The sequence below is a fragment of the Streptococcus sp. SCPM-O-B-15277 (M60) genome (assembly GCF_058200335.1).
In genome coordinates, this window is record NZ_JBYQGR010000003.1 from 66,718 (window position 1) to 88,575 (window position 21,858).

The 21,858-nt window shown below is 40.3% G+C and carries 20 protein-coding genes and 1 riboswitch; of the genes, 1 reads left to right on the plus strand and 19 read right to left on the minus strand.

Features of this window, described 5'->3' with window-relative positions:
• Nucleotides 1–30: 30 nt before the first annotated feature.
• From AC3E9F_RS05365 to gyrA, 18 genes are all read right to left on the minus strand, one after another.
• Nucleotides 31–1,290, minus strand: coding sequence for a nucleobase:cation symporter-2 family protein (locus AC3E9F_RS05365; RefSeq protein ID WP_263393517.1), 1,260 nt, complete (start codon nucleotides 1,288–1,290; stop codon nucleotides 31–33).
• Nucleotides 1,290–1,871 (minus strand): xanthine phosphoribosyltransferase, encoded by a 582-nt coding sequence (locus AC3E9F_RS05370; protein ID WP_263393516.1) that lies wholly within the window; start codon nucleotides 1,869–1,871, stop codon nucleotides 1,290–1,292. The genes AC3E9F_RS05365 and AC3E9F_RS05370 overlap by 1 nt, the downstream gene beginning before the upstream one ends.
• Nucleotides 1,872–1,947: 76 nt before the next feature.
• A riboswitch (purine riboswitch) is annotated at nucleotides 1,948–2,044 on the minus strand.
• On the minus strand, nucleotides 2,037–3,020 hold the full coding sequence (gene guaC / locus AC3E9F_RS05375; protein WP_214261841.1) for a GMP reductase: 984 nt from the start codon (nucleotides 3,018–3,020) through the stop codon (nucleotides 2,037–2,039). Its footprint overlaps the riboswitch before it by 8 nt.
• Nucleotides 3,021–3,219: 199 nt before the next feature.
• Nucleotides 3,220–3,999: an L-threonylcarbamoyladenylate synthase gene (locus tag AC3E9F_RS05380; protein ID WP_263393515.1), complete on the minus strand. Its 780-nt coding sequence runs from the start codon at nucleotides 3,997–3,999 to the stop codon at nucleotides 3,220–3,222.
• Between the two features lie 29 nt (nucleotides 4,000–4,028).
• Nucleotides 4,029–4,622 carry a 3-isopropylmalate dehydratase small subunit gene (leuD, locus tag AC3E9F_RS05385; RefSeq protein ID WP_263393514.1) on the minus strand — a complete coding sequence of 198 codons (594 nt, stop codon included), beginning with the start codon at nucleotides 4,620–4,622 and terminating at the stop codon, nucleotides 4,029–4,031.
• Nucleotides 4,623–4,631: 9 nt separating this feature from the next.
• A complete protein-coding gene (gene leuC / locus AC3E9F_RS05390; RefSeq protein ID WP_263393513.1) occupies nucleotides 4,632–6,014 on the minus strand; it encodes a 3-isopropylmalate dehydratase large subunit in 1,383 nt (460 codons plus the stop codon).
• Nucleotides 6,015–6,017: 3 nt separating this feature from the next.
• The gene (locus tag AC3E9F_RS05395) at nucleotides 6,018–6,287 is read right to left on the minus strand and encodes a DUF1294 domain-containing protein (protein ID WP_263393512.1); all 270 of its coding nucleotides are present in this window, start codon (nucleotides 6,285–6,287) and stop codon (nucleotides 6,018–6,020) included.
• Entirely contained in the window at nucleotides 6,284–7,321 is a 1,038-nt protein-coding gene (leuB, locus tag AC3E9F_RS05400) for a 3-isopropylmalate dehydrogenase (protein WP_263393511.1), read from the minus strand. The genes AC3E9F_RS05395 and leuB overlap by 4 nt, the downstream gene beginning before the upstream one ends.
• An 11-nt stretch (nucleotides 7,322–7,332) precedes the next feature.
• Nucleotides 7,333–8,895, minus strand: a complete 1,563-nt coding sequence (locus tag AC3E9F_RS05405) for a 2-isopropylmalate synthase (RefSeq protein WP_263393510.1) — start codon at nucleotides 8,893–8,895, stop codon at nucleotides 7,333–7,335.
• Between the two features lie 314 nt (nucleotides 8,896–9,209).
• Entirely contained in the window at nucleotides 9,210–9,866 is a 657-nt protein-coding gene (locus AC3E9F_RS05410) for an MmcQ/YjbR family DNA-binding protein (RefSeq protein WP_263393509.1), read from the minus strand.
• Between the two features lie 43 nt (nucleotides 9,867–9,909).
• Nucleotides 9,910–10,542 (minus strand): copper homeostasis protein CutC, encoded by a 633-nt coding sequence (locus AC3E9F_RS05415; RefSeq protein WP_263393508.1) that lies wholly within the window; start codon nucleotides 10,540–10,542, stop codon nucleotides 9,910–9,912.
• 93 nt (nucleotides 10,543–10,635) lie between these two features.
• Complete coding sequence (locus AC3E9F_RS05420) at nucleotides 10,636–10,995, minus strand: YbaN family protein (protein ID WP_225750258.1); 360 nt, start codon at nucleotides 10,993–10,995, stop codon at nucleotides 10,636–10,638.
• 108 nt (nucleotides 10,996–11,103) lie between these two features.
• Nucleotides 11,104–13,191 carry a type I DNA topoisomerase gene (topA, locus tag AC3E9F_RS05425; protein WP_263394528.1) on the minus strand — a complete coding sequence of 696 codons (2,088 nt, stop codon included), beginning with the start codon at nucleotides 13,189–13,191 and terminating at the stop codon, nucleotides 11,104–11,106.
• A gap of 119 nt (nucleotides 13,192–13,310) precedes the next feature.
• Nucleotides 13,311–14,168: a DNA-processing protein DprA gene (gene dprA, locus AC3E9F_RS05430; protein ID WP_490672942.1), complete on the minus strand. Its 858-nt coding sequence runs from the start codon at nucleotides 14,166–14,168 to the stop codon at nucleotides 13,311–13,313.
• 107 nt (nucleotides 14,169–14,275) lie between these two features.
• The gene (dapA, locus tag AC3E9F_RS05435) at nucleotides 14,276–15,211 is read right to left on the minus strand and encodes a 4-hydroxy-tetrahydrodipicolinate synthase (protein WP_263393506.1); all 936 of its coding nucleotides are present in this window, start codon (nucleotides 15,209–15,211) and stop codon (nucleotides 14,276–14,278) included.
• A 252-nt stretch (nucleotides 15,212–15,463) separates the two neighbouring features.
• Nucleotides 15,464–16,540, minus strand: a complete 1,077-nt coding sequence (locus AC3E9F_RS05440; RefSeq protein WP_263393505.1) for an aspartate-semialdehyde dehydrogenase — start codon at nucleotides 16,538–16,540, stop codon at nucleotides 15,464–15,466.
• Nucleotides 16,541–16,832: 292 nt separating this feature from the next.
• Nucleotides 16,833–17,582, minus strand: a complete 750-nt coding sequence (locus AC3E9F_RS05445; RefSeq protein WP_263393504.1) for a class A sortase — start codon at nucleotides 17,580–17,582, stop codon at nucleotides 16,833–16,835.
• Nucleotides 17,582–20,050: a DNA gyrase subunit A gene (gyrA, locus tag AC3E9F_RS05450; RefSeq protein WP_263393503.1), complete on the minus strand. Its 2,469-nt coding sequence runs from the start codon at nucleotides 20,048–20,050 to the stop codon at nucleotides 17,582–17,584. Before gyrA ends, AC3E9F_RS05445 begins: the two co-directional genes overlap by 1 nt.
• Nucleotides 20,051–20,244: 194 nt before the next feature.
• Here gyrA and AC3E9F_RS05455 point away from each other — a divergent pair, with 194 nt between their 5' ends.
• Nucleotides 20,245–21,231: an L-lactate dehydrogenase gene (locus AC3E9F_RS05455; RefSeq protein ID WP_247921451.1), complete on the plus strand. Its 987-nt coding sequence runs from the start codon at nucleotides 20,245–20,247 to the stop codon at nucleotides 21,229–21,231.
• Between the two features lie 61 nt (nucleotides 21,232–21,292).
• Here the strand turns inward: AC3E9F_RS05455 and sdbB are convergent, their stop codons facing one another.
• Nucleotides 21,293–21,856: a thiol-disulfide oxidoreductase-associated lipoprotein SdbB gene (gene sdbB / locus AC3E9F_RS05460; RefSeq protein WP_263393502.1), complete on the minus strand. Its 564-nt coding sequence runs from the start codon at nucleotides 21,854–21,856 to the stop codon at nucleotides 21,293–21,295.
• Nucleotides 21,857–21,858: the final 2 nt, after the last annotated feature.

Consider the following 21,858-nt stretch of genomic DNA (forward strand, 5'->3'; position numbering starts at 1 on the left):
AAGGGCTTTTCTATCCCTTCTCACTAATTTTTATTTTTTACGGTTCAAAATAGCGTTCAAGATAATAGCTACTGTACTTGCAATAACGATACCATTTGAGAAGAACATTTGTAATTCGGTTGGTAGAGTATTGAAGAGGTTGCTACCGTTTAATCCCACCCCAGCAGAAATAGAAACTGCTGCAATGAGGAAGTTGTGTTCATTATGTTCGAAGTCCACACGAGACAAGATTTGCATCCCTTGAAGTGAAACGAAACCGAACATGACCAGCATAGCTCCACCTAGAACAGGGCTTGGGATAATCTGTGCTAAGGCACCAAACTTAGGCAAGAGACCAAGTAAGATAAGAAAGCCTGCAGCATAGTATATCGGCAAACGTGTACGAATACCAGAAAGTTTCACCAAACCTACGTTTTGTGAAAATCCTGTATAAGGGAAGGTGTTGAAAAGTCCACCAAGTAAAACAGCAAGACCTTCAGCACGATAGCCATTACGGAGACGAGTGCTATCGATTGGATCTTTAGTAATATCAGAAAGGGCAAGATATACACCAGTTGATTCTACCATTGATACAGTAGCGATAATACACATCATTACAATAGAAGAAATCTCAAATTGTGGAGCACCAAAGTAGAATGGAGTTGGGATATGAACAAGTGGAGCTTCTGCTACTGGAGAGAAATCAACCAAGCCCATAGTCGCAGCGATGATAGTACCTGCAATCAAACCAATCAGAATTGAAATTGATTTAATGAATCCTTTTGTAAAGATATTGACCAAAAGAATGATAAGCACAGTAATCATTGCTAAGGCTAAACTTTGTCCAGTTGGTTTTTCAACGTTATTTCCCATATTTCCGATGGCCACTGGGATCAAGGTCAATCCGATAGTTGTAATAACTGAACCAGTTACGATTGCAGGGAAAAGGTTGGCAACTTTAGAGAAGATACCTGAAATCAAGATGACATAAATCCCTGAAGCAATTAAGGCCCCAAACATAGCACCACTACCATGACTTTGTCCAATCATGATGAGAGGAGCAACAGACTGGAAGGCTACCCCAAGAACAATAGGCAAACCAACACCAAAGTATTTATTGAGTTGCAATTGTAAGAGAGTTGCAACCCCACACATAAAGATATCTGTTGAAATAAGGTAGGTCAACTGTTGAGCTGAATAACCTAAAGCACCTGCAATCATGATTGGTACCAGAATTGAGCCCGAGTACATGGCAAGTAAGTGTTGCAAACCAAGAACGGCTGCCTGTGAGTGGTTTTCTTGTTGTTTCATTAGATATCTGCCTCCTTGAAGATAACTTTTCCATTTTCAAAACGCTCTAAACGCGCAAGTGATACTACCTGATGACCTAATTTTTCTAATAGTTCACGACCATCTTGGAAGGATTTTTCGATCACAATTCCGACAGCTTCAACATTAGCACCGGCTTGCTCAATAATCTGAATCAGACCTTTAGCAGCTTGCCCATTTGCCAAAAAATCGTCAATAATTAGTACTTTATCTCCTGGAGATAAGAACTTCCCTGCAATAGATACGGTACTAGTAACTTGTTTCGTGAAAGAATATACTTCAGCAGTCAAAATTCCTTCATTCATAGTAATATTTTTTGCCTTCTTAGCAAAAATCATGGGCACATCCAATTGTTCAGCTACATAAAGAGCTGGAGCAATTCCAGACGCCTCAATGGTTACAACTTTGGTAATACCAGCATTTTTAAAATGCTCTGCAAAGGTACGACCGATCTCACGCAGCAAGGAATAGTCAACTTGGTGGGTCAAGAAGGAATCCACCTTAAGAATATTCTCACCTAGAATATTCCCATCTTTTAAAATACGTTCCTCTAGTAATTTCACATTAACCTCCGAAATAAAAAGGGACTTACAAAGTAAGCCCCTCGGAAACATAGAAACAAATAGTACTGCTTCTTTTATCTCTCTTCGACTTACTCATTGTTAGGTATTTACGGTACCTTGTAGAAACGCCACGCCAATTCGCGACATAAATAAGTAATCATATTTTTAGTGAGCATCTCCATTCCAGATAGAGTTCTTCACAATCACATAATCTACATGTCTAAGATCAGCTACCTTTCGACCTCCAGCATAAGAGATCGAACTTTGCAAATCTTGTTCCATCTCAGTTAGGGTATCTTGTAAGTGTCCTTTGGCAGGAAGAAGAATTTTCTTACCTTCGACATTCTTATAGGCACCTTTTTGGTATTCTGAAGCGGAACCATAGTATTCTTTAAATTGTTTACCATCGACTTCGACAGTTTTACCAGGGCTTTCGATATGGCCTGCAAATAAAGAACCAATCATAACCATACTTGCACCAAAGCGGATTGACTTGGCAATATCTCCGTGTGTACGGATACCACCATCGGCAATAATCGGTTTACGCGCAGCTTTAGCACACCAGCGAAGAGCCGCCAACTGCCAACCACCAGTACCAAAGCCTGTTTTAACCTTAGTGATACATACTTTACCTGGACCGATTCCGACCTTAGTAGCGTCTGCTCCAGCATTTTCAAGTTCACGAACTGCCTCTGGAGTACCAACGTTACCGGCGATGACAAAGGTATCTGGCAACTCTTTTTTGATGTGCTGAATCATTGAAATCACACTGTCAGCATGTCCATGAGCGATATCAATAGTGATGTACTCTGGAGCATCATCCTTTAATTGACTCACAAAATCATACTCGTAATCTTTAACACCAACAGAGATAGAAGCAATCAAACCTTTCTCATGCATGCGTTTCACAAATGGAATGCGCCCAGCTTCATCAAAGCGGTGCATGATATAGAAATAACCACCCTTGGCAAGTTGTTCTGCAACATCTTCATCCAAGATCGTTTGCATATTAGAGGGAACAACTGGTAATTTAAAGGTGTGCTTCCCAAGTGTCACTTGTGTGTCAGCTTCTGCACGACTTTTAAGGACACACTTGTTAGGGATTAGCTGAATATCTTCATAGTCAAAGATCGGAAATTCGTTTAACATTTCGATGTCTCGTTTCTTTTAGAATAACCTACCTATGCTTTCGCATCGCTACGCCTTTTCCGACGTTTCCTTTAACGATTATAAACTAAGGTAAAGTTTTTGTCAAACATTTTGAATTATAAAGATTATATAGTTCGGATTTTGATTGTATTTTCATAAAAAATAGAGAGTTTATTCACTCTCTAATTTGTATTTAATCTTAATAATACTCCCCTTGACGGTAGTCCCATGAGTTAAAGGTGTCTGACAGATGCATCATGATTTTATCGATGTCAAGTCCTTTACGGATCACGACTGGTGCTGGTGAAGTTGAGCGTGCTCCACCTTGTTCTGGGATGAGCTTGCCTTCTTTATCGACCATAGAGACCATCACACCTTGCTCGTAGCGAGTTTCAACTGTTTTGTCTGGTTGGATAGAAGCAACGTAGTCGTCTGCCTCAATGACAAGATCCACTGCTCCTTCGATACGTTGACCGATTCCTTCAACTTTACCTCGATTTCCTTTCCCAGATGGGTTTGCTGATGAAGCGTAGACCATCTTACCTTCTTCCCAAAGTTTGGCAGCCAATTGTTCACCAGCTTTTCCAAACTTGATAACGAAACAGCTCGTTCCACGAACGTCAGTCATGAGTTCTTCACGTCCATCACCGTATTCTTTGAGTTTTTCAAAAGCTTCTGGTTCCCATGGAAGGATACAACCGAGGAGAATATCTTCATCCCAATGTTTTTGGTAGAAGGCTTCGATTTCAGGGTTCAATTGCGCAAGGGCACGAAGTTCATCCATGCTACCACAGAGAACCACACCTGGTTTGTTACGGTTACGCTCTTTTGCTTCAAACTTACGTTCAAGACCTGCCTTGTCACTAGTCATGATAATGTATCCGACTTTAGTAGGACAAACGATACATCCGCCCTCACCTTTTAAAATGTCATAACCTTCTTGTGAAAGTGTTCCGTTCCATTGAATGTGTTTTGTCATAGTTCTATTTCCTTTTCTATTTTTTTACTCTATTCCTGCCAGTAAGCTGGGCGCTGTTTTTCATAGGCAGCAATCAAATCTTCATACTGCAAGGTGATACCAATGTCATCCAAACCATTTAGGAGCTTGTGTTTCCATTCGCTATCGATTTCGAAAGTGAATTCTCCAACTGGTGAGATGATTTTTTGTTGTTCCAAGTCTACTGTTACTTGGTCAGTTGGTTGGAGCTGGGCGAGTTCCTCTCTAACCTCTCTGGGCTGGACAATAGGCAACATACCATTATTGAGTTCATTATTGTAATGAATATCTCCGAAAGAGCCTGCAATCACGACCTTAAAGCCGTAATCTGCTAGAGCCCAAGCTGCGTGCTCTCTTGAAGATCCAGCCCCAAAGTTATCCCCTGTAATGAGAATACTAGCTTTGCAGTATTCTGGTCGGTTAAAGACAAAGTCTGGATTCTCAGTATACTGATTGTCCAAATAACGCCAAGCATACATGAGGTACTTACCAAAACCTTTTTTATCAATCAACTTGAGAAACTGCTTGGGAAGGATTTGGTCGGTATCAATATTATCATTCATAAGAGGAACGGTTGTTCCCGTAAATACTGTGAATTTTTCCATATCCTCTCCTTACTGGGCTTCAGGCAATTGACGAACATCTACGAAACGACCTGCGATAGCTGCCGCAGCTGCCATTGCTGGACTACAAAGATGAGTCTTCGCTCCAAATCCCTGTCTATCTTCAAAATTACGGTTGCTAGTTGAGGCACAGTGAACACCATCTGGTACCTTGTCAGGATTCATTCCGAGACACATAGAGCAACCTGGGTCTCTCCATTCAAAGCCAGCATCTAGGAAGACCTTATCCAATCCCAACTTCTCAGCAGCTCGCTTGACTGGTCGAGAGCCCGGAACCACGATTGCTGTTAGATTGGGGGCAATTTTCTTCCCTTCTACAAATCGAGCCGCCAGTTGCAAATCACTAAGTCTAGCGTTGGTACAAGAACCAATAAAGACATAGCCTAGTTCAATATCTTCCGGCTTCTGACCTGGTTGTAACTCCATGTAATTGTAGGCTCGTTCATCATTCATATCCTTTATTTCTGGGAAGTTGCTGTCAAAGTCAACACCCATAGCAGGATTGGTCCCCCAAGTCACCATAGGAGCTAATTCAGAGACATCCATCTGGATAACCTTGTCATAAACCGCATCGTCATCACTAACCAGTCTTTTCCAATCGTCCACTGCCGCATCAAAATCCTTGGGAACACAATCACGACCCTTTAAATGGTCATAAGTCTTCTGATCTGGATTCATAATGCCCATCTTAGAGCCAAACTCGATAGACATATTACAGATGGTCATTCGCTCTTCCATGGTCAGAGCATCAATGGCCTGACCTCGATATTCCACCACGTAGCCAACACCACAAGCAACACCGTACTTGGCAATCAAGGCTAAAATGAAATCTTTGGCATAAACCCCTTTTTGAGGAACTCCTGTGAATTCCACCAACATTTTCTTGGGTTTAACCTGCCAGAGGGTTTGAGTAGCAAATACGTGCTCGACCTCGCTAGTCCCTATTCCAAAAGCAATCGCCCCGAAAGCTCCGTGGGTAGCTGTATGGCTATCGCCACAGACGATGAATTTTCCTGGTTGCGTCCGTCCTGTTTCTGGACCTACCATGTGAACGATTCCCTGCTTTTCAGAACCGTGGGCCGCATGTTCAATCCCAAACTCCTCAACATTTTCAGCAAGCTTATCAATTTGCGCCTTGGAAATGACATCTCGAATATCGTAGATATTGACCGTTGGTACATTGTGGTCAAAGGTACCAAATGTTAAATCTGGTCGTCTCAATCTACGTCCTGCATCTCGTAATCCTTGAAAAGCTTGAGGACTGGTCACCTCGTGAATATAGTGCTGATCTACATACATGAGTTGAGGTTGTCCTTCTTCTCCTGTGATGACATGGAGGTCCCATAATTTATCAAAAATCGATTTTCCTGCCATTCATTACCTCCATATAAAATACAAAGCGATTAGTGTGGTCACCATCCCAAGAAACCAAACTGTTTTAAAGTACCATTTTCTAGTCTTGTGATGAAAAGTGATTCCTGCTAACCAAGCACCAAAACCACCACAAGTAAAAGCTAAAATGAGTAAGATTTTCTCAGGGATGCGCCAGGCTTTTCTCCTTGCCTTGGATTTGTCAATGCCATAGATTATAAAAATCAAAAGGTTCCAAATCAAGAGAGCAACAGTAATTCCTTCGTTTAGTTTCATAGTCTTGCGATAATGGCTTCTGTCATTTCCTTGGTCGAAGCCTGTCCTCCTATATCTCTCGTTAAAATTCCAGCTACTAAACTTGCTCCTACAGCATCTTCGATACGTTCTGCATCTTCAAATCGTCCAAAACTATCACGTAGCATCATAGCAACTGATAAAATCATGGAAATAGGATTGGCAATTCCTAGACCTGCTATATCAGGTGCAGAACCATGAATAGGCTCATAAAGACTTGGTCCGTTTTCAGAGTGACTAGCCGATGGCATGACTCCGAGTGTCCCAGATAGGACGCTTGATTCATCAGATAAGATATCTCCGAAAAGATTCTCAGTAACGATAACATCAAACTTAGCCGGATTGGTAATCATGAGCATGGTAGCTGAATCAACCAACTGGTGTTCTAAGATTACGTCGGGATAATCTTTTTCGACTTCCTCAGCCACTCTCCTCCATAGTTTTGAAGTTGCCAAAACATTTTGCTTATCAATACTAGTAACCATCTTTCTTCGTCCCTTTGCTATTTCAAAGGCCTTGCGAATAATCCGGTCCACTTCATTGTAACTATAATCATTAATATCACGTGCTTTTCGCTCTTCAAGGATATGATCACCAAAGTAAATCCCTCCGGTCAATTCACGAACTACTACAAAGTCAACACCAGTTATTCGTTCAGGTTTGAGAGGCGACAAGTGCTTGAGACTCTCAAAGATTTTTACCGGACGAATATTGGCGTAGAGATTGAGTTCCTTGCGAAGAGCTAATAGGCCTTGTTCAGGTCGAACCGTTGCGTTATCATACCGAGGACTACCAATAGCTGCCAGAAGGATAGCATCTGCTTCTCTAGCAGCTTTTAAAGTTTCATCTGGCAAAGGATGGCCTGCTGCATCAATACCTGCACCGCCAAAAGGTCGCCTATCTATCTCATAGTCAAAGCCTGTTTTTTCGGCTATAGCGGCTAGAACTTCTAAACCAGCTTCCATGATTTCTGGGCCGATTCCGTCACCTGCAAGGGCAACAATTTTCTTTGTCATGGTATTCTCCTTTAAAGACTAGGCATATCTCGGTAGGAGACGCTGCGTCCCATCTCGCCAGTATTCTCTTTTTGAACAAGGGTATTGGCATTAATGTATGCAATTGCTGAAGCCTTCAGTACATCAAAATCAAGTCCGGCCGCATTAAAGATTGTTTCTGTGTCTTTGTTTTCAACAGTAACTAATACTCGAGCCTGGGCATCAATACCATCCGTTACCGCATCTATTGTATAGGATACCAGACGAACCGATTGATTAAAGAACTTGTCGATAGCGTTGAAGATAGCCTCTACAGAACCTTGCCCAGTAGCATTAAATTCGACCTTCTCACCATCCAGATTAGACAGACTGACGGTCGCTTCAATAGCGTTTTCCGCATGAGTTTGAAGTTGCAGATCATCAAAGTGGAAGCCTTCTGGGTTTTCAACCATGGTTCCAGCTACCAGAGCCCGAATATCTGCGTCTGTAACTTCTTGCTTCTTATCTGCTAAGGCTTTGAACTTGGCAAAGAGTGGATTGATATCCTCATCTGTGAAGTCTAGGGCCAATTCTTTTAGTTTTTCTACAAAGGCATGGCGACCAGATAATTTACCAAGTGGCAGATTGTTACTCTTAACACCCACCAGCTCTGGTGTGATGATTTCGTAGGTAAGTGGATTTTTAAGAACGCCATCTTGGTGAATACCTGATTCGTGAGAAAAGGCATTTCCTCCGACAACTGCCTTATTTTTAGGAACTGGAATCCCTGAGAAGCGTGAAACCATTTCAGACGTATTGATGGTTTCATCTAGAACGATGCTTGTCTCTGCTTGGTAATAATCTTGGCGAATATTGAGAGCTACTGCTATCTCTTCTAGAGCAGCATTCCCAGCTCGTTCTCCGATACCGTTAATGGTTCCCTCAACACGTCCTGCCCCATTCTTAACGGCCGCAAGGCTATTTGCTACCGCCATTCCAAGATCATCATGACAGTGAGGTGAATAGATAATTTGTCGGTCAGTTTGTACATTGTCAATCAAGTATTTAAAGATGCTTCCATATTCCTCTGGTGTCGTAAAACCAACCGTGTCAGGAATATTGATATAGGCCGCACCCGCATCTACCGCTGTCTGAACGACTTGTAAAAGGAAATCCAACTCGGTTCTAGTCGCATCTTCAGGAGAGAATTCTACTACTTCAAACTTAGAACATGCATAGGAAACATGTTCTTTAATTGCTTCCAATATTTCCTCTTTACTCTTGTTCAACTTGAACTCTCTATGAATAGGGCTAGTTGCGATAAAGACATGGATTTGTGGATACTTAGCATCCTTCAGCGCCTCATAACACGCATCAATATCAGATTTGACAGAACGTGCTAAACATGTCACTGCAGTTTTCTTCATGGCTTTAGCGATTTCCTGAACTGCTTTAAATGAATCTGGACTAGCTGCTGGAAAACCAGCTTCTATTGCTGAAATGCCCCATTTCTCCAGTTGTTTAGCAATAGCAACCTTTTCCTTGATTGAAAAATTAACACCTGGCGTCTGCTCACCATCTCGGAGACTAGTATCTAAAAACTCAACTACACGCATGAGAATTCTCCCTTCACATTTTCGATATAGAAAAAACATCTCGCTCGGAATTCCAAGCGAGATGTCGATTTACTCCCGCTTGGTAAGCCAAACAGGACTAATGCTTCTGCACTAGCCCGAGTACCTCAACAACAAAGCAAATTGATTAAACTTAGCTGTTTTCATGTTTGACTTTCTCCTTTGTTTGATGTCTTGTTTAGTATTCTAGCATAGGGAAAACTGCTTGTCAAGAAAAAATCCATTATTTTCTGAAAATTTCTTCAGTAAAGAATATTTGGGTAATTAAACCTATTTGAAAACTCAAACATACAATCTCATTTTTTCGAAGTCAAAAAGTAACTTTTCTCAAATAATTCAAGTACCTTCTCGTCAGTCAGAGTATCATCAAGTGGTAGACTAATCCAATAGCGTTTATTCATATGAAAGCCAGGATAAATGCCTCTTTCTGCTAACAAATCAGAAACCAAATCATGTTTTAAATTCACAACTTCCACTTCTCCTTCTCGTGACTTATCCAGTTTTTCCCAAGAAATCTTCATTAGTACTGCATACCACTTCTGATTATCTTCATGGCGTAAAACAGCTGTATCAGGAGATTTTTCCCATAAGTATTCCAGTTGATTTTCATAGATTTCTTGAACTCGAGTCATGATTCTCTTGGTTTGAGGACAGATAAACTCCTGGACTTCAAAACAGGCCTTTCTGATGTTAAAAAGTTCCTCTAGGCATGCCTCTCGAACACTTCCGACAAAAGTTCCTCTCATGCTTTCCATGTGAACTTGAGGATAGAGGTCACCAGTTTCCTGGTCAAAAACTTGAAACCTTAAATCACTATCCTCCACTGTAATCCTCATAAGAAAATCACCCTGCAAAATAGGCGAACTATAAGTCCATATTCCTTGATTTTCTACAAATCCATACTCTTTAGCCTTTTTAGTGTTAAATTGATAGGCTCTAAAAATTTCAAACATAAGCGAAAACTGCTACCCAAAGCTAGCAGTTCCTTTCTATTTTTTAGAAGACAACCTTGGTTCCATGTAATTGTGTCACACCCAGTTGGTCGATAAAGGTTTGACGGTTGTCCATGTCAATTCCTCCACCAGGTAGAATTTCAATTTTACCGGCTGCGTGTTCTAGAATTCTATGATAGTGAGCAAAGCGTTTCTCTAGAGAGTCACCAGATACACCAGCTCGGGTCAGGATACGTCTTACTCCAGCTTGACTGAGCCAGTCAATCGCTTCTAACTGATCTTTATCACTTAATTCATCAAAAGCCATATGGAACACAATTTCCATTCCTTTAGATGCTGCAATCAATTTTTCAAGGTTGGCTTTGTCCAACTTCTTATCTGCTGTCAATGCACCAAAGACAACCCCTTGGCTACCTGCCTGTGCAGTAAGACGAATATCGTCGAGCATGATGGCAACTTCTAAGTCATTGTAGACAAAGTCACCACCCCGTGGACGAATCATTGTCATAATGGTCGTATCATAGTCGGATGCCAGTTCCACAGCTGCCTTGGTTACTCCGTAGCTTGGAGTTGTTCCACCAACTGCTAAATTATCACAGAGCTCAATACGGCGAGCTCCTGCCTGCATAGCTTTTTCAAGCAAGGTCACATTTTCAGCACAAAATTCGTAAATCATTTGATACTCCTTGAAGGTTTCTTTAATGTTATTATATCATATTATTCTTAGTAACCTCTGTTTTTTATCAAGTGAAATCAAACCTTTTTAAAATTATTCTTTATCTGGTATGACCTTAAAGAGATAATAGGTTATAAATACTGTTAAGCAGCCTAAAGCAATTTTAACAGGTAAAAGTGGAGCAAAATAAATGGAAATTCCCATCAAAATATAAATCGAAACAATAATCTTCTTCTTACGTTCACGTGCAATAGACTTAGTTTCTCTAAAGTCCGCAACATAAGTTTGATAGAGCTTGGTATGATAGAGCCAATCTTCAAACCGTTTAGAAGATTTTGAAAAACAGGCAATTGACAATAAAAGAAATGGGGTCGTTGGTAATAAAGGCAAGACTACACCAACGATGGCTAAAGCTAATGAGATGAATCCAATACTGAGATAAATGATGCGCATGTTGACTCCTAGTTAAGATTAATGTTCTTCTAGTTTCCCATAAAATGCTGAGTTCTGTCAAGTTTAAATTAAAAAGAGCTGAAATTATCATTTCAGCCCTAATTATTTTTATTTAATCTTTTCTTCTTCGTAGTCACCATTGCTACATACAATTTGTTTTCCGCCACCACGGATTTTCTTCTCCATGAGGAAGTGACCACATTTTGGACAATCACGCCCAACAGGCTTGTCCCAAGAAGTAAATTCACATTCTGGATAACGATTGCATCCATAGAAAATACGATTACGCTTGGTTTTACGTTCGATGATCTGACCTTGATGGCAACTTGGACATGTAACACCGACTTCTTTAACGATAGCTTGCGTATGTCGGCAATCTGGGAAATTGCTACATGCATAAAACTTACCGAAGCGTCCAATCTTGATCACCATAGGACTTCCACAAACTTCACAGTCAAATCCTGCTGGTTCATCCTTGATTTGAATTTTTTCCATCTCTGCTTCAGCTTTTGCAACCTCTTTAGAGAATGGTTTGTAAAATTCATCAATGACTCGTTGCCATTGTTCTTTACCGACCTCGACATCATCCAGTTTCCCTTCCATCTCAGCGGTAAACTTCACATTAACAATATCTGGGAAGTATTCGACAATCAGCTTGTTAACAACTTGTCCTAGATCGGTTGGTTCAAAGCGTTTAGATGCGAGTCTTACATAGTAACGTTTTTGGATTGTTTCAATGGTTGGAGCATAAGTAGATGGACGTCCAACTCCGTTTTCTTCTAAAGTTTTAATCAGTGTTGCTTCTGAATATCGTGCAGGCGGTTGTGTGAAATGTTGTTCAGGTTTGCTGTTGACCTGTTTGACCACATCTCCTACTTTCATATCAGGCAGCATCTTATTTTTATCAGAATCGTTGTAAATGGCTAAATAACCATCAAACTTAACCTGACTACCATTCGCCGCGAATTGAACACCATTTTGTGACAGTTTCACAGCCATGGTATCAAAAATTGCACCAGTCATTTGACTCGCTACAAAGCGGTTCCAAATAAGTGTATAAAGTTTTAGCTGGTCTTTATCCAAATACTTAGCAATTTTCTCAGGTGTATTAAAGACACTTGAAGGACGAATAGCTTCGTGGGCGTCTTGAGCGCCAGAGGCATTTTTCACCTTGCTACCATGTTTAGAATACTTACTACCAAAACTTTCATTGATGTAGCTAGCGGCTTCATTCTGAGCAACTGGACTGATACGAGTAGAATCCGTACGCATATAGGTGATCAAACCTTGGACACCTGTACCAATATTGATTCCTTCATAGAGTTGCTGAGCAACCATCATCGTCTTTCGAGTACGGAAGTTAATCTTGTTAGCAGCATCCATCTGCATAGAAGACGTTGTATATGGAAGAGGAGCATTGCGCTTTCTTTCCTTTTTATCTACTTGATCAACTGTAAAATCCTTGCTGTTCAAATGAGATAAAACTTTTTTGACTTCATCATTGGTAGTCAACTTCATCTTCTTGCCATTCATTCCATAAAAAGAAGCTTGGAATTGCTTAGCACCTTTTTTAAAGACACCATCAATCGTCCAATATTCATCTGGTTGGAAGGCATTGATTTCATTTTCACGGTCAATGATTAGCTTAAGTGCGACAGACTGCACGCGCCCAGCTGATAATCCCTTCTTGACCTTCTTCCAAAGAATTGGTGAAATAGAATAACCTACCAAGCGGTCCAAAACACGACGTGCTTGCTGGGCATCGACCAAATCCATATTGATTTTACGAGGTTCTTTAAAGGCATTCTTAACTGCATCTTTGGTAATCTCATTGAAAACAACACGGTTGGTATCATTCTCGTCTAGATCTAAAATATGCGCTAAATGCCATGAAATAGCCTCCCCTTCTCGGTCCGGGTCACTTGCAAGAAAGACTTTATCGGCTTTCTTAGCTTCTTTTTTCAGATCATTGATGAGAGGACCTTTCCCGCGAATATTGATATATTGCGGTTCGTAATTATTTTCCACGTCGACTGACATACTTGACTTTTTCAAATCACGGATATGTCCCACGCTGGCCAAAACCTTATAATTGCGTCCCAGATATTTTTCAATCGTCTTCGCCTTAGCAGGCGATTCCACGATTACAAGATTTTTTTTACTTGTTGATTTTTTCTTTTTGGTTGCCGTTACCACAGTATCACACCTTTTCAAAGTAATAAACTTTATAAAGTGTAAACCATTTTTAAAAACCTGTCAAGACATAACACCCATATAATAGAAGAAAAGTTTGATAAATGAAATCATATTATTCATTAAAACTCAAACTCAGCAAGAATATCTTGCCCACAAGTTGCTAACTTCGCTCCTTCTTGGATCAAATGGTGACAACCATCTGAACGACCATCTAAAATGGAACCTGGAATTGCAAAAACATCTCTTCCTTCTTCCATTGCTCGCTCACAAGTGATTAAGCTTCCTGATCTCATTTTAGCTTCTGCAACGATGACTCCTCTACATAAGCCCGCAATAATACGATTTCGTGCAGGAAAGTGGTATTTCAAAGGTTCTTCTCCTGGACCGTACTCGCTTAGAAGCAAATGATGTTCTCCAATATATTCTTGAAGTCGTTTATTGGAACGTGGATAATAGACATCTAAACCAGTTCCAATAATTCCAATCGTTTTGCCCCCAGTTTGTAGAATAGACATATGGGCTGCTGTATCAATTCCTCTAGCAAGTCCACTCACCACAACTAATTCATTTTCCAGTTCCTCAATGACTTTACGGACTGACTTTGTTCCTGTTTGGCTACAAGAGCGACTACCAACAACGGCAATCTTGGGTAGTTTTAAAAGATTGAGATCTCCTTTGTAAAAAAGCAATACTGGAGCATCATAAATTTCACTGAGTGAAATGGGATAAACATCGTCCAAAATCGAAAATGATGGGAACTTTTCAAAATCTTTCTGCAGGAGTTCCATGCTTTCAAAAGTCAGTTTATGATACCGCTCCATAAAAACGACTGGATTACGACACTCCGAAGCTTCAGCGATTGTCTCTAAACTCAATTCCTGATCATAAATTTCTCCGTATTGAAGTACTTTTAGAACCTGCTGATTACTTAAACCTGCTTGCTTTAACTTATAAATCTCGAAATTATCAATCTTAATTTTCATGATCGACTCCTTTTTTCTCTCTCTATTTATATATTCGTAGAAAAAGAAAAAAACTCCCAACAATTTTACTTGTTAGGAAGTTTCTATCTATGTTTATGATGTTAGTAATCAGGACGAAGAACTCCAGTGACAGTCGCTTTAGTCGCTTCATAGTCTCCGTCAATAACAACCTTGATAATGCGTTTAGCATCCTCTTCAGGCGCAGGAACCAATGGGAGGCGAGTTGGACCTGCTTCGAATCCCATATAGTTGAGGACTGCCTTAACAGGTGCAGGACTTGGGTATGAGAAGAGAGCATTAACCTTGGGAATAAACTTACGTTGAATAGCTGCCGCTTTCTTCATATCACTCTCTTCAATCGCAGTGAACATTTCATGCATTTCATCACCATTAGTATGAGAAGCAACTGAGATAACACCATCTGCTCCCAAATTCATCGCATGGAAAGCATCTCCATCTTCACCTGTGTATACCAAGAATTCTTCTGGTTTATGCTCAATCAAATAGGCCATATTCGCAAGACTGGTACATTCTTTGACACCAATGATGTTTGGATGTTCTGCTAGGCGAAGCAAGGTCTCAGGCGTCAATTCAACTACTACACGACCCGGAATATTATAGATAATAATTGGTAAATCAGAAGCGTCTGCAATAGCTTTAAAGTGCTGGTACATACCTTCTTGGGATGGTTTATTATAGTAAGGAACAATAGCAAGACCAGCTGCAAAACCTCCAAATTCTGCCACTTCTTTGACGAACTCAATAGAGTCTCGAGTATCATTGGTACCAACACCAGCGATTAAAGGGACACGCCCATTAACAACCTTCTGAACAGCTGCAAACAACTGCAACTCCTCATCATGAGTAAGAGTTGGACTCTCAGCAGTCGTACCCGCCAAGAGAATTCCGTCTGTGTGATGTGCCAATAGATGTTCAATCAATTTCGGAATCGCGTCGAAATTTATGGACCCATCTTCATGAAAAGGAGTAATAAAGGCCGTGATAATTTTACAATCTTGTAAATCTTGATAAGACATAGAAAAAACCTTTCTCTATATAAGAAAGAGGCTGGGGCATACTTGCCTTTGCCTCCTGTTCTGTACATAAAATAAGTAGATTCGCTAGCTAGCGAAGGAGAAATCAAACTCTTGGAGTTGCTGATTTCTGTTTCATAACGCAGTGGTTGATTGGAACTACTCATGTTTCCAACATTCGCACTTCCTAATCAACTGTGCGGGGGCAAAACTACGAAATCAAACTCTTGGAGTTACTGATTTCTGTTTTGCTCCCTATTTCAATTCAAATTTTAATTCTGTAGTTGGACGAACCAAGCCACGTTCATGTAAAGTCTCAGCAATTTGTACTGAGTTCCATGCTGCACCTTTAAGAAGGTTATCAGAGACTACCCACATATGGATCCCTTTTTCTGCATCCAAGTCTTTACGGATACGTCCAACAAATGTATCACGTGAACCGACAGCATTAACAGCTTGTGGGTAAATTTGGTGGGCAACATCGTCTTCAAGAACAGCTCCTGGGAAGGCCGCAATGGCTGCTTTTACTTCTTCGATTGGTGCTACTTCTTTTGTTTCGATATAAACCGACTCAGAGTGGGCTGACAAAACAGGAATACGAACACATGTTGCTGAAACTGCAATGCTATCATCTTCCATGATTTTCTTAGTTTCCTTAGTCATCTTCATCTCTTCGTAAGTGTAGTCATTATCAGTGAAGACATCAATTTGAGGAAGAGCATTAAAAGCAATTGGATAGTGTTTCTTATCGCCACCTGATGGTAAGATTTCCGCATGCAAATCACGTGGATTTACGCCGTCATTCAAGACTTCACGAAGTTCACGTTGGGTTTCAAGAATAGCACCCATTCCAGCTCCTGAAACAGCCTGGTAAGTTGAAACGATGATACGGTCCAAGCCCCATTTTTGACGAACGGGTTCAAGAGCCACCATCATTTGGATGGTTGAACAGTTAGGGCAGGCGATGATTCCATCATGGACATCAAGCGCATGTGCATTGACCTCGGGTACAACCAAAGGTACATCTGGGTTTTGACGGAAGTAAGATGTATTATCAACCACTACTGCACCTGCTTTAACAGCGTATGGTGCATATTTAGCAGAGGTAGATCCACCAGCTGAGAAAAGTGCGATATCAACGCCTTCAAAAGCATCTTCTGTCGTTTCTTCAATCGTCACATCTTGCCCTTTGAATTGCAAAACTTTTCCCGCAGAACGTGCAGACGCCAAGTAGCGAATCTTATCAATTGGAAGAGTTGATTCTTCCAACATTTTGATCATTTGAGCACCAACGGCACCTGTAGCACCGACAATAGCAACTGTGTATCCCATAACAAACCTCTTTCGGAATTTTCTAAAAATTTCTATAATAGAAACATTATACTACTTTTTACCAAAATTGAAAAGTCTTTTTCCTATCTATTTTCTGAAATTGACCAGAAAAGAGAGTGGGACAGAAATCGGTAATTTGTTAGAATTCGATTTCGTCGTCTCACCTCCGCAAAGTTGAGTGGGGCTGTAAAAGCTGATGAAATCAGCTTAGTAGAGCCCACTCAACCACTGCGTCTTGCTCGACAATCCAAAGACAATTGAGAGGCTAGGACTTTTGTCCCAGCCTCTTCTACTATTCATAAAATTGTTTATATGGTTTATTAAACGATTGCAATATTTCTGGAGAAGCTTCTAAATAATTTTTAACTTCCTTCAAATTTGCTTTAACAATAATCCGTTCTGTAGCATTAGCATCTTCACAGGTTACTAAAGTCAACTCATTAATCCCTTCTCGATCTTCAATAACATCGATACGATCTGGAGTGACCTTATTAACTTCTACTATTTCATATTTATAAACCTTTTCTTTATCAGTTAGATAAATGAACATTCCACTAGTAGCACGTGCTAAAGGTGAAAATAGCTTCTGATCAGCATCTTTACCAGTAAAGATACGGTGACTTGCTAATGAATAATTTCCCTGTCCCATAACCTGATTAGCTTTCATCGTTCCAGCACCATAGAAAAGATTCACATTATCCAACCCCTTAAAAATAGGTAAGTTCATTTCAAGTTCTGGTATAGAAATTCCACCAATCACGGGAAGTTGCTGGGAACTCCATTGAGCAGAAAGTACTGCCTCTGAAGATAAGGATTTTACAGAATCAAAATCAAAATTTCCAGCAGCACTTTTATTCTCCTCAATTTCTTCTTTTGAAACCTGGCTTACTTGATATTTATTGGTATTCCAAATCAAAATTACATCTCGTATTTTCGAGTTAAAAATCAAAGCTAGAGACAAAAGGATGAGAAATCCAGCCAAAATATTAATCAGCAGATTCTTACGCTTATTTTTTTTACTTTTCGTTCTTTTTTGAGACATTATTCTTCACTTTCTGTTTCGTTTTCTGCCCCAACTTCTTCCTTCTCTGCCGCTGCGACTGTAGTAAAGGTTACAATCTTAGCATTCTCATCTAGACGCATCACTTTTACTCCCATAGTAGAACGTCCAGTTTGTGAAATATTGGCAACATTGGTTCGAATCATGACACCCGTATCTGTGATAACCATCAAGTCTTCATCGCCTTTTACTGTGAGAAGGCCTGCAAGGTGACCATTTTTATCAGTAATCTTAGCGGTTTTCATACCTTTACCAGCACGACCTTTAGTTGGATATTCTGTGGCAACTGTACGTTTACCGTATCCTTTTTCGGTGATAATAAGGACTTCATCTTGGTCTGTAATCACTCTAGCTCCAACTACAGCATCTCCTTCACGAAGATTTACCCCTTTAACACCAGTAGCACTACGACTCATACTACGAACTGAAGACTGATTGAAACGAACTGCATAACCTAATTTAGTTCCGATGATGATATCTGTATCTTCTTGAGTAAGAAGGACATTAATCAATTCATCTTCATCTTTCAAATTTAAAGCTTTGAGACCATTTTGACGAATGTTTGCAAAATCTTTGACGCTGGTTCTCTTAACGATACCTGCACGAGTTGTAAAGAAGAGATATGCATCATCACTACGTTCTGATTCGACATTAATAATCGTTTGGATACTTTCACCTTCGTCCAGCTTCAAGAGGTTTACAACAGGTAATCCCTTGGCTGTACGACCGTATTCAGGAATTTCATAACCCTTAAGTCTGTAAACACGCCCCTTATTGGTAAAGAAGAGCAAGTGATCGTGAGTACTTGTTGAAACCAACTCACGAACAAAATCATCATCCTTAACTCCAGTACCTTGGACCCCACGTCCACCACGTTTCTGAGCTGTGAACTCATCTTGGTCCAAACGTTTGATATAGCCTTTATTTGATAGAGTGATGAGAACATCAGTTTCTTCAATCAAGTCTTCATCTTCAAGCGTTAAGACTTCACCAACCATCAACTCTGTACGACGTTTATCTCCAAACTTACGTTTGACTTCATCCAATTCTTCTTTGATGATTTGAGCAACGCGTTCTGGTTTTGCAAGAATATCTGCTAAGTCAGCAATCAAAGCAATAAGGTCATCATACTCAGATTGAATCTTATCACGTTCCAATCCTGTCAAACGACGAAGACGCATATCAAGAATAGCTTGACTTTGACGTTCAGATAGCTTGAACTTGCTCATCAATTCTGCTTGAGCTTCTTCGTCAGTCTCGCTTGCACGGATAATACGAATGACTTCATCAATATAATCAAGTGCAATCAAGAGACCTTCTAAAATGTGTGCGCGTGCCTCAGCTTTTTCTTTATCAAATTGAGTGCGACGAGTTACAACTTCTTTTTGGTGCTCAATGTATGCATCCAAGATTTGGCGAAGCGATAAAATCTTTGGAACACCATTTTGGATAGCAAGCATGTTAAAACCAAAGCTAGTCTGCATCTGAGTCATCTTGAATAAGTTGTTCAAAATAACATTAGCTGATGCGTCGCGTCTAACTTCAATAACAAAGCGGACACCTTCACGGTTCGATTCGTCACGAACAGCTGTAATTCCTTCAATGCGTTTTTCCTGAACCAAACGCACAATATGTTCATGGACTTTGGTCTTATTAACCATGTATGGAAATTCTGTTACAACGATACGTTCGCGACCAGTCTTAGTTTCTTCGATTTCAGTACGGGAACGAAGCACAATCGATCCTTTCCCTGTTTCATAAGCCTTATGAATACCTGATTTCCCCATAACAAGGGCACCAGTTGGGAAATCTGGACCAGGAAGAACTTCCATTAATTCCTTGGTTGTAACTTCTGGATTATCCATGACCAACTTCACTGCATCAATGGTTTCACCCAAGTTATGTGGTGGAATATTGGTCGCCATACCGACAGCAATACCCGTAGCTCCATTGACCAAGAGATTTGGGAAACGAGCTGGCAAAACTAAAGGTTCGCGTTCATTGGCATCATAGTTATCAGCGAAATCAACCGTGTTTTTATTGATATCACGAAGCATTTCAAGAGCAATTTTACTCATACGGGCTTCAGTATAACGTTGAGCCGCAGCTCCATCACCATCCATGGAACCAAAGTTCCCATGCCCGTCAACAAGCATGTAACGATAACTCCACCATTGTGCCATACGAACCATAGCTTCGTAAATTGAAGAGTCACCATGTGGGTGATATTTACCCATGACATCCCCGGTAATACGAGCAGATTTCTTATGAGGTTTATCAGGTGTAACACCTAATTCATTCATCCCGTATAAAATACGACGATGAACTGGCTTCAGTCCATCCCGAACATCAGGAAGAGCTCGCGATACGATAACGCTCATAGCGTAGTCGATAAAGCTAGTCTTCATCTCCTTAGTCAGATTGACATTCACTAGATTTTTATCTTGCATTAAAAAATGCCTCATTTCACTATTAGTAACTAGATATATTATACCATAGTTCGACCTAAATTTCAGCTTTCAGTACATCTAAAACGTTTACATTGATAAGTGGATGTTATATCCGTGACAAAGCTATTTAAAAGTGATAGAATGAAAACAAACAGGGTATTACCCTTAAAAAAACAAAGGAGATGTTTAGACTAATGACAGCAACTAAACAACACAAAAAAGTTATCCTCGTTGGTGATGGTGCCGTAGGCTCATCTTACGCTTTCGCTCTTGTTAACCAAGGAATTGCCCAAGAACTTGGTATCATTGAAATTCCTCAATTACACGAAAAAGCTGTTGGTGACGCTCTTGACCTTAGCCACGCCCTTGCTTTCACTTCACCTAAAAAAATCTATGCTGCTGAATACGCTGACTGTGCGGACGCTGACCTTGTAGTTATCACTGCTGGTGCTCCTCAAAAACCAGGTGAAACTCGTCTTGATCTTGTTGGTAAAAACCTTGCAATCAACAAATCAATCGTAACACAAGTTGTTGAATCAGGATTTAACGGTATCTTCCTTGTAGCTGCTAACCCAGTTGACGTTTTGACATACTCTACATGGAAATTCTCAGGATTCCCTAAAGAACGTGTTATCGGTTCAGGTACTTCTCTTGACTCAGCTCGTTTCCGTCAAGCCCTTGCTGAAAAATTGGATGTAGACGCTCGTTCAGTTCACGCCTACATCATGGGTGAACACGGTGACTCAGAATTTGCCGTTTGGTCACACGCTAACATTGCTGGTGTTAACCTTGAAGAATTCCTTAAGGACACTCAAAACGTTCAAGAAACTGAATTGATCGAATTGTTCGAAGGTGTTCGTGACGCTGCTTACACAATCATCAACAAAAAAGGTGCTACATACTATGGTATCGCCGTTGCCCTTGCTCGTATCACTAAAGCAATCCTTGATGATGAAAATGCAGTACTTCCACTTTCTGTATTCCAAGAAGGCCAATACGGAATCAAAGACGTCTTCATCGGTCAACCAGCTGTTGTTGGAGCACACGGTATTGTACGTCCAGTGAACATCCCATTGAACGACGCTGAAACTCAAAAAATGCAAGCTTCTGCTAAAGAATTGAAAGCTATCATTGATGAAGCTTGGAAAAACCCTGAATTCCAAGAAGCTTCTAAAAACTAATTATATTCAATTTTAAAAAAAGAAATGTCTAGACAAAACTGTCTAGACATTTTTTATAACTCTAATCCATTTGAGCAAAAGCTGCTTCCGCGTCTGCATTGCTAATCGCACCTAACTGAATCTTAGCAATTTTACCGTTTGAATCAATTAGATATTCTGTTGGGATACTTCGAATCTGATAAGCTTGGAAGGTTGTTCCCTGGGTGTCATACAAGACAGGTATATCCTTATATCCTTGTTCCTCAAACCATTTTGGAAATTGGTCTATTGTTTTTTCACCTTGTAGACCTGGTGCAATGACAGATAATATTTCAAAACCACGATCTTCTTTGGCAGCAAGTTCCATCAATTCTGGCATACTCTTTTTACAAGGTCCGCACCAAGAAGCCCAAAATTTAAGATAAACTTTCTTTCCTTTATAATCTGATAATTTCACTTCTTTTCCATCCATCGATTGAAGGGTAAAGTCAGGTGCTTCCGATCCTACAGCCACCTGTTTAACAGTTGCTTGCTGTTGTGTTTGACTCGTTTGAGTTTGCTGACTTGATTTTTTTTCTTCTTTGCCACAAGCAATCAAAAGAAAGATAGATAAGAAACTAAGTCCAAAATAGATTATTTTTTTCATAA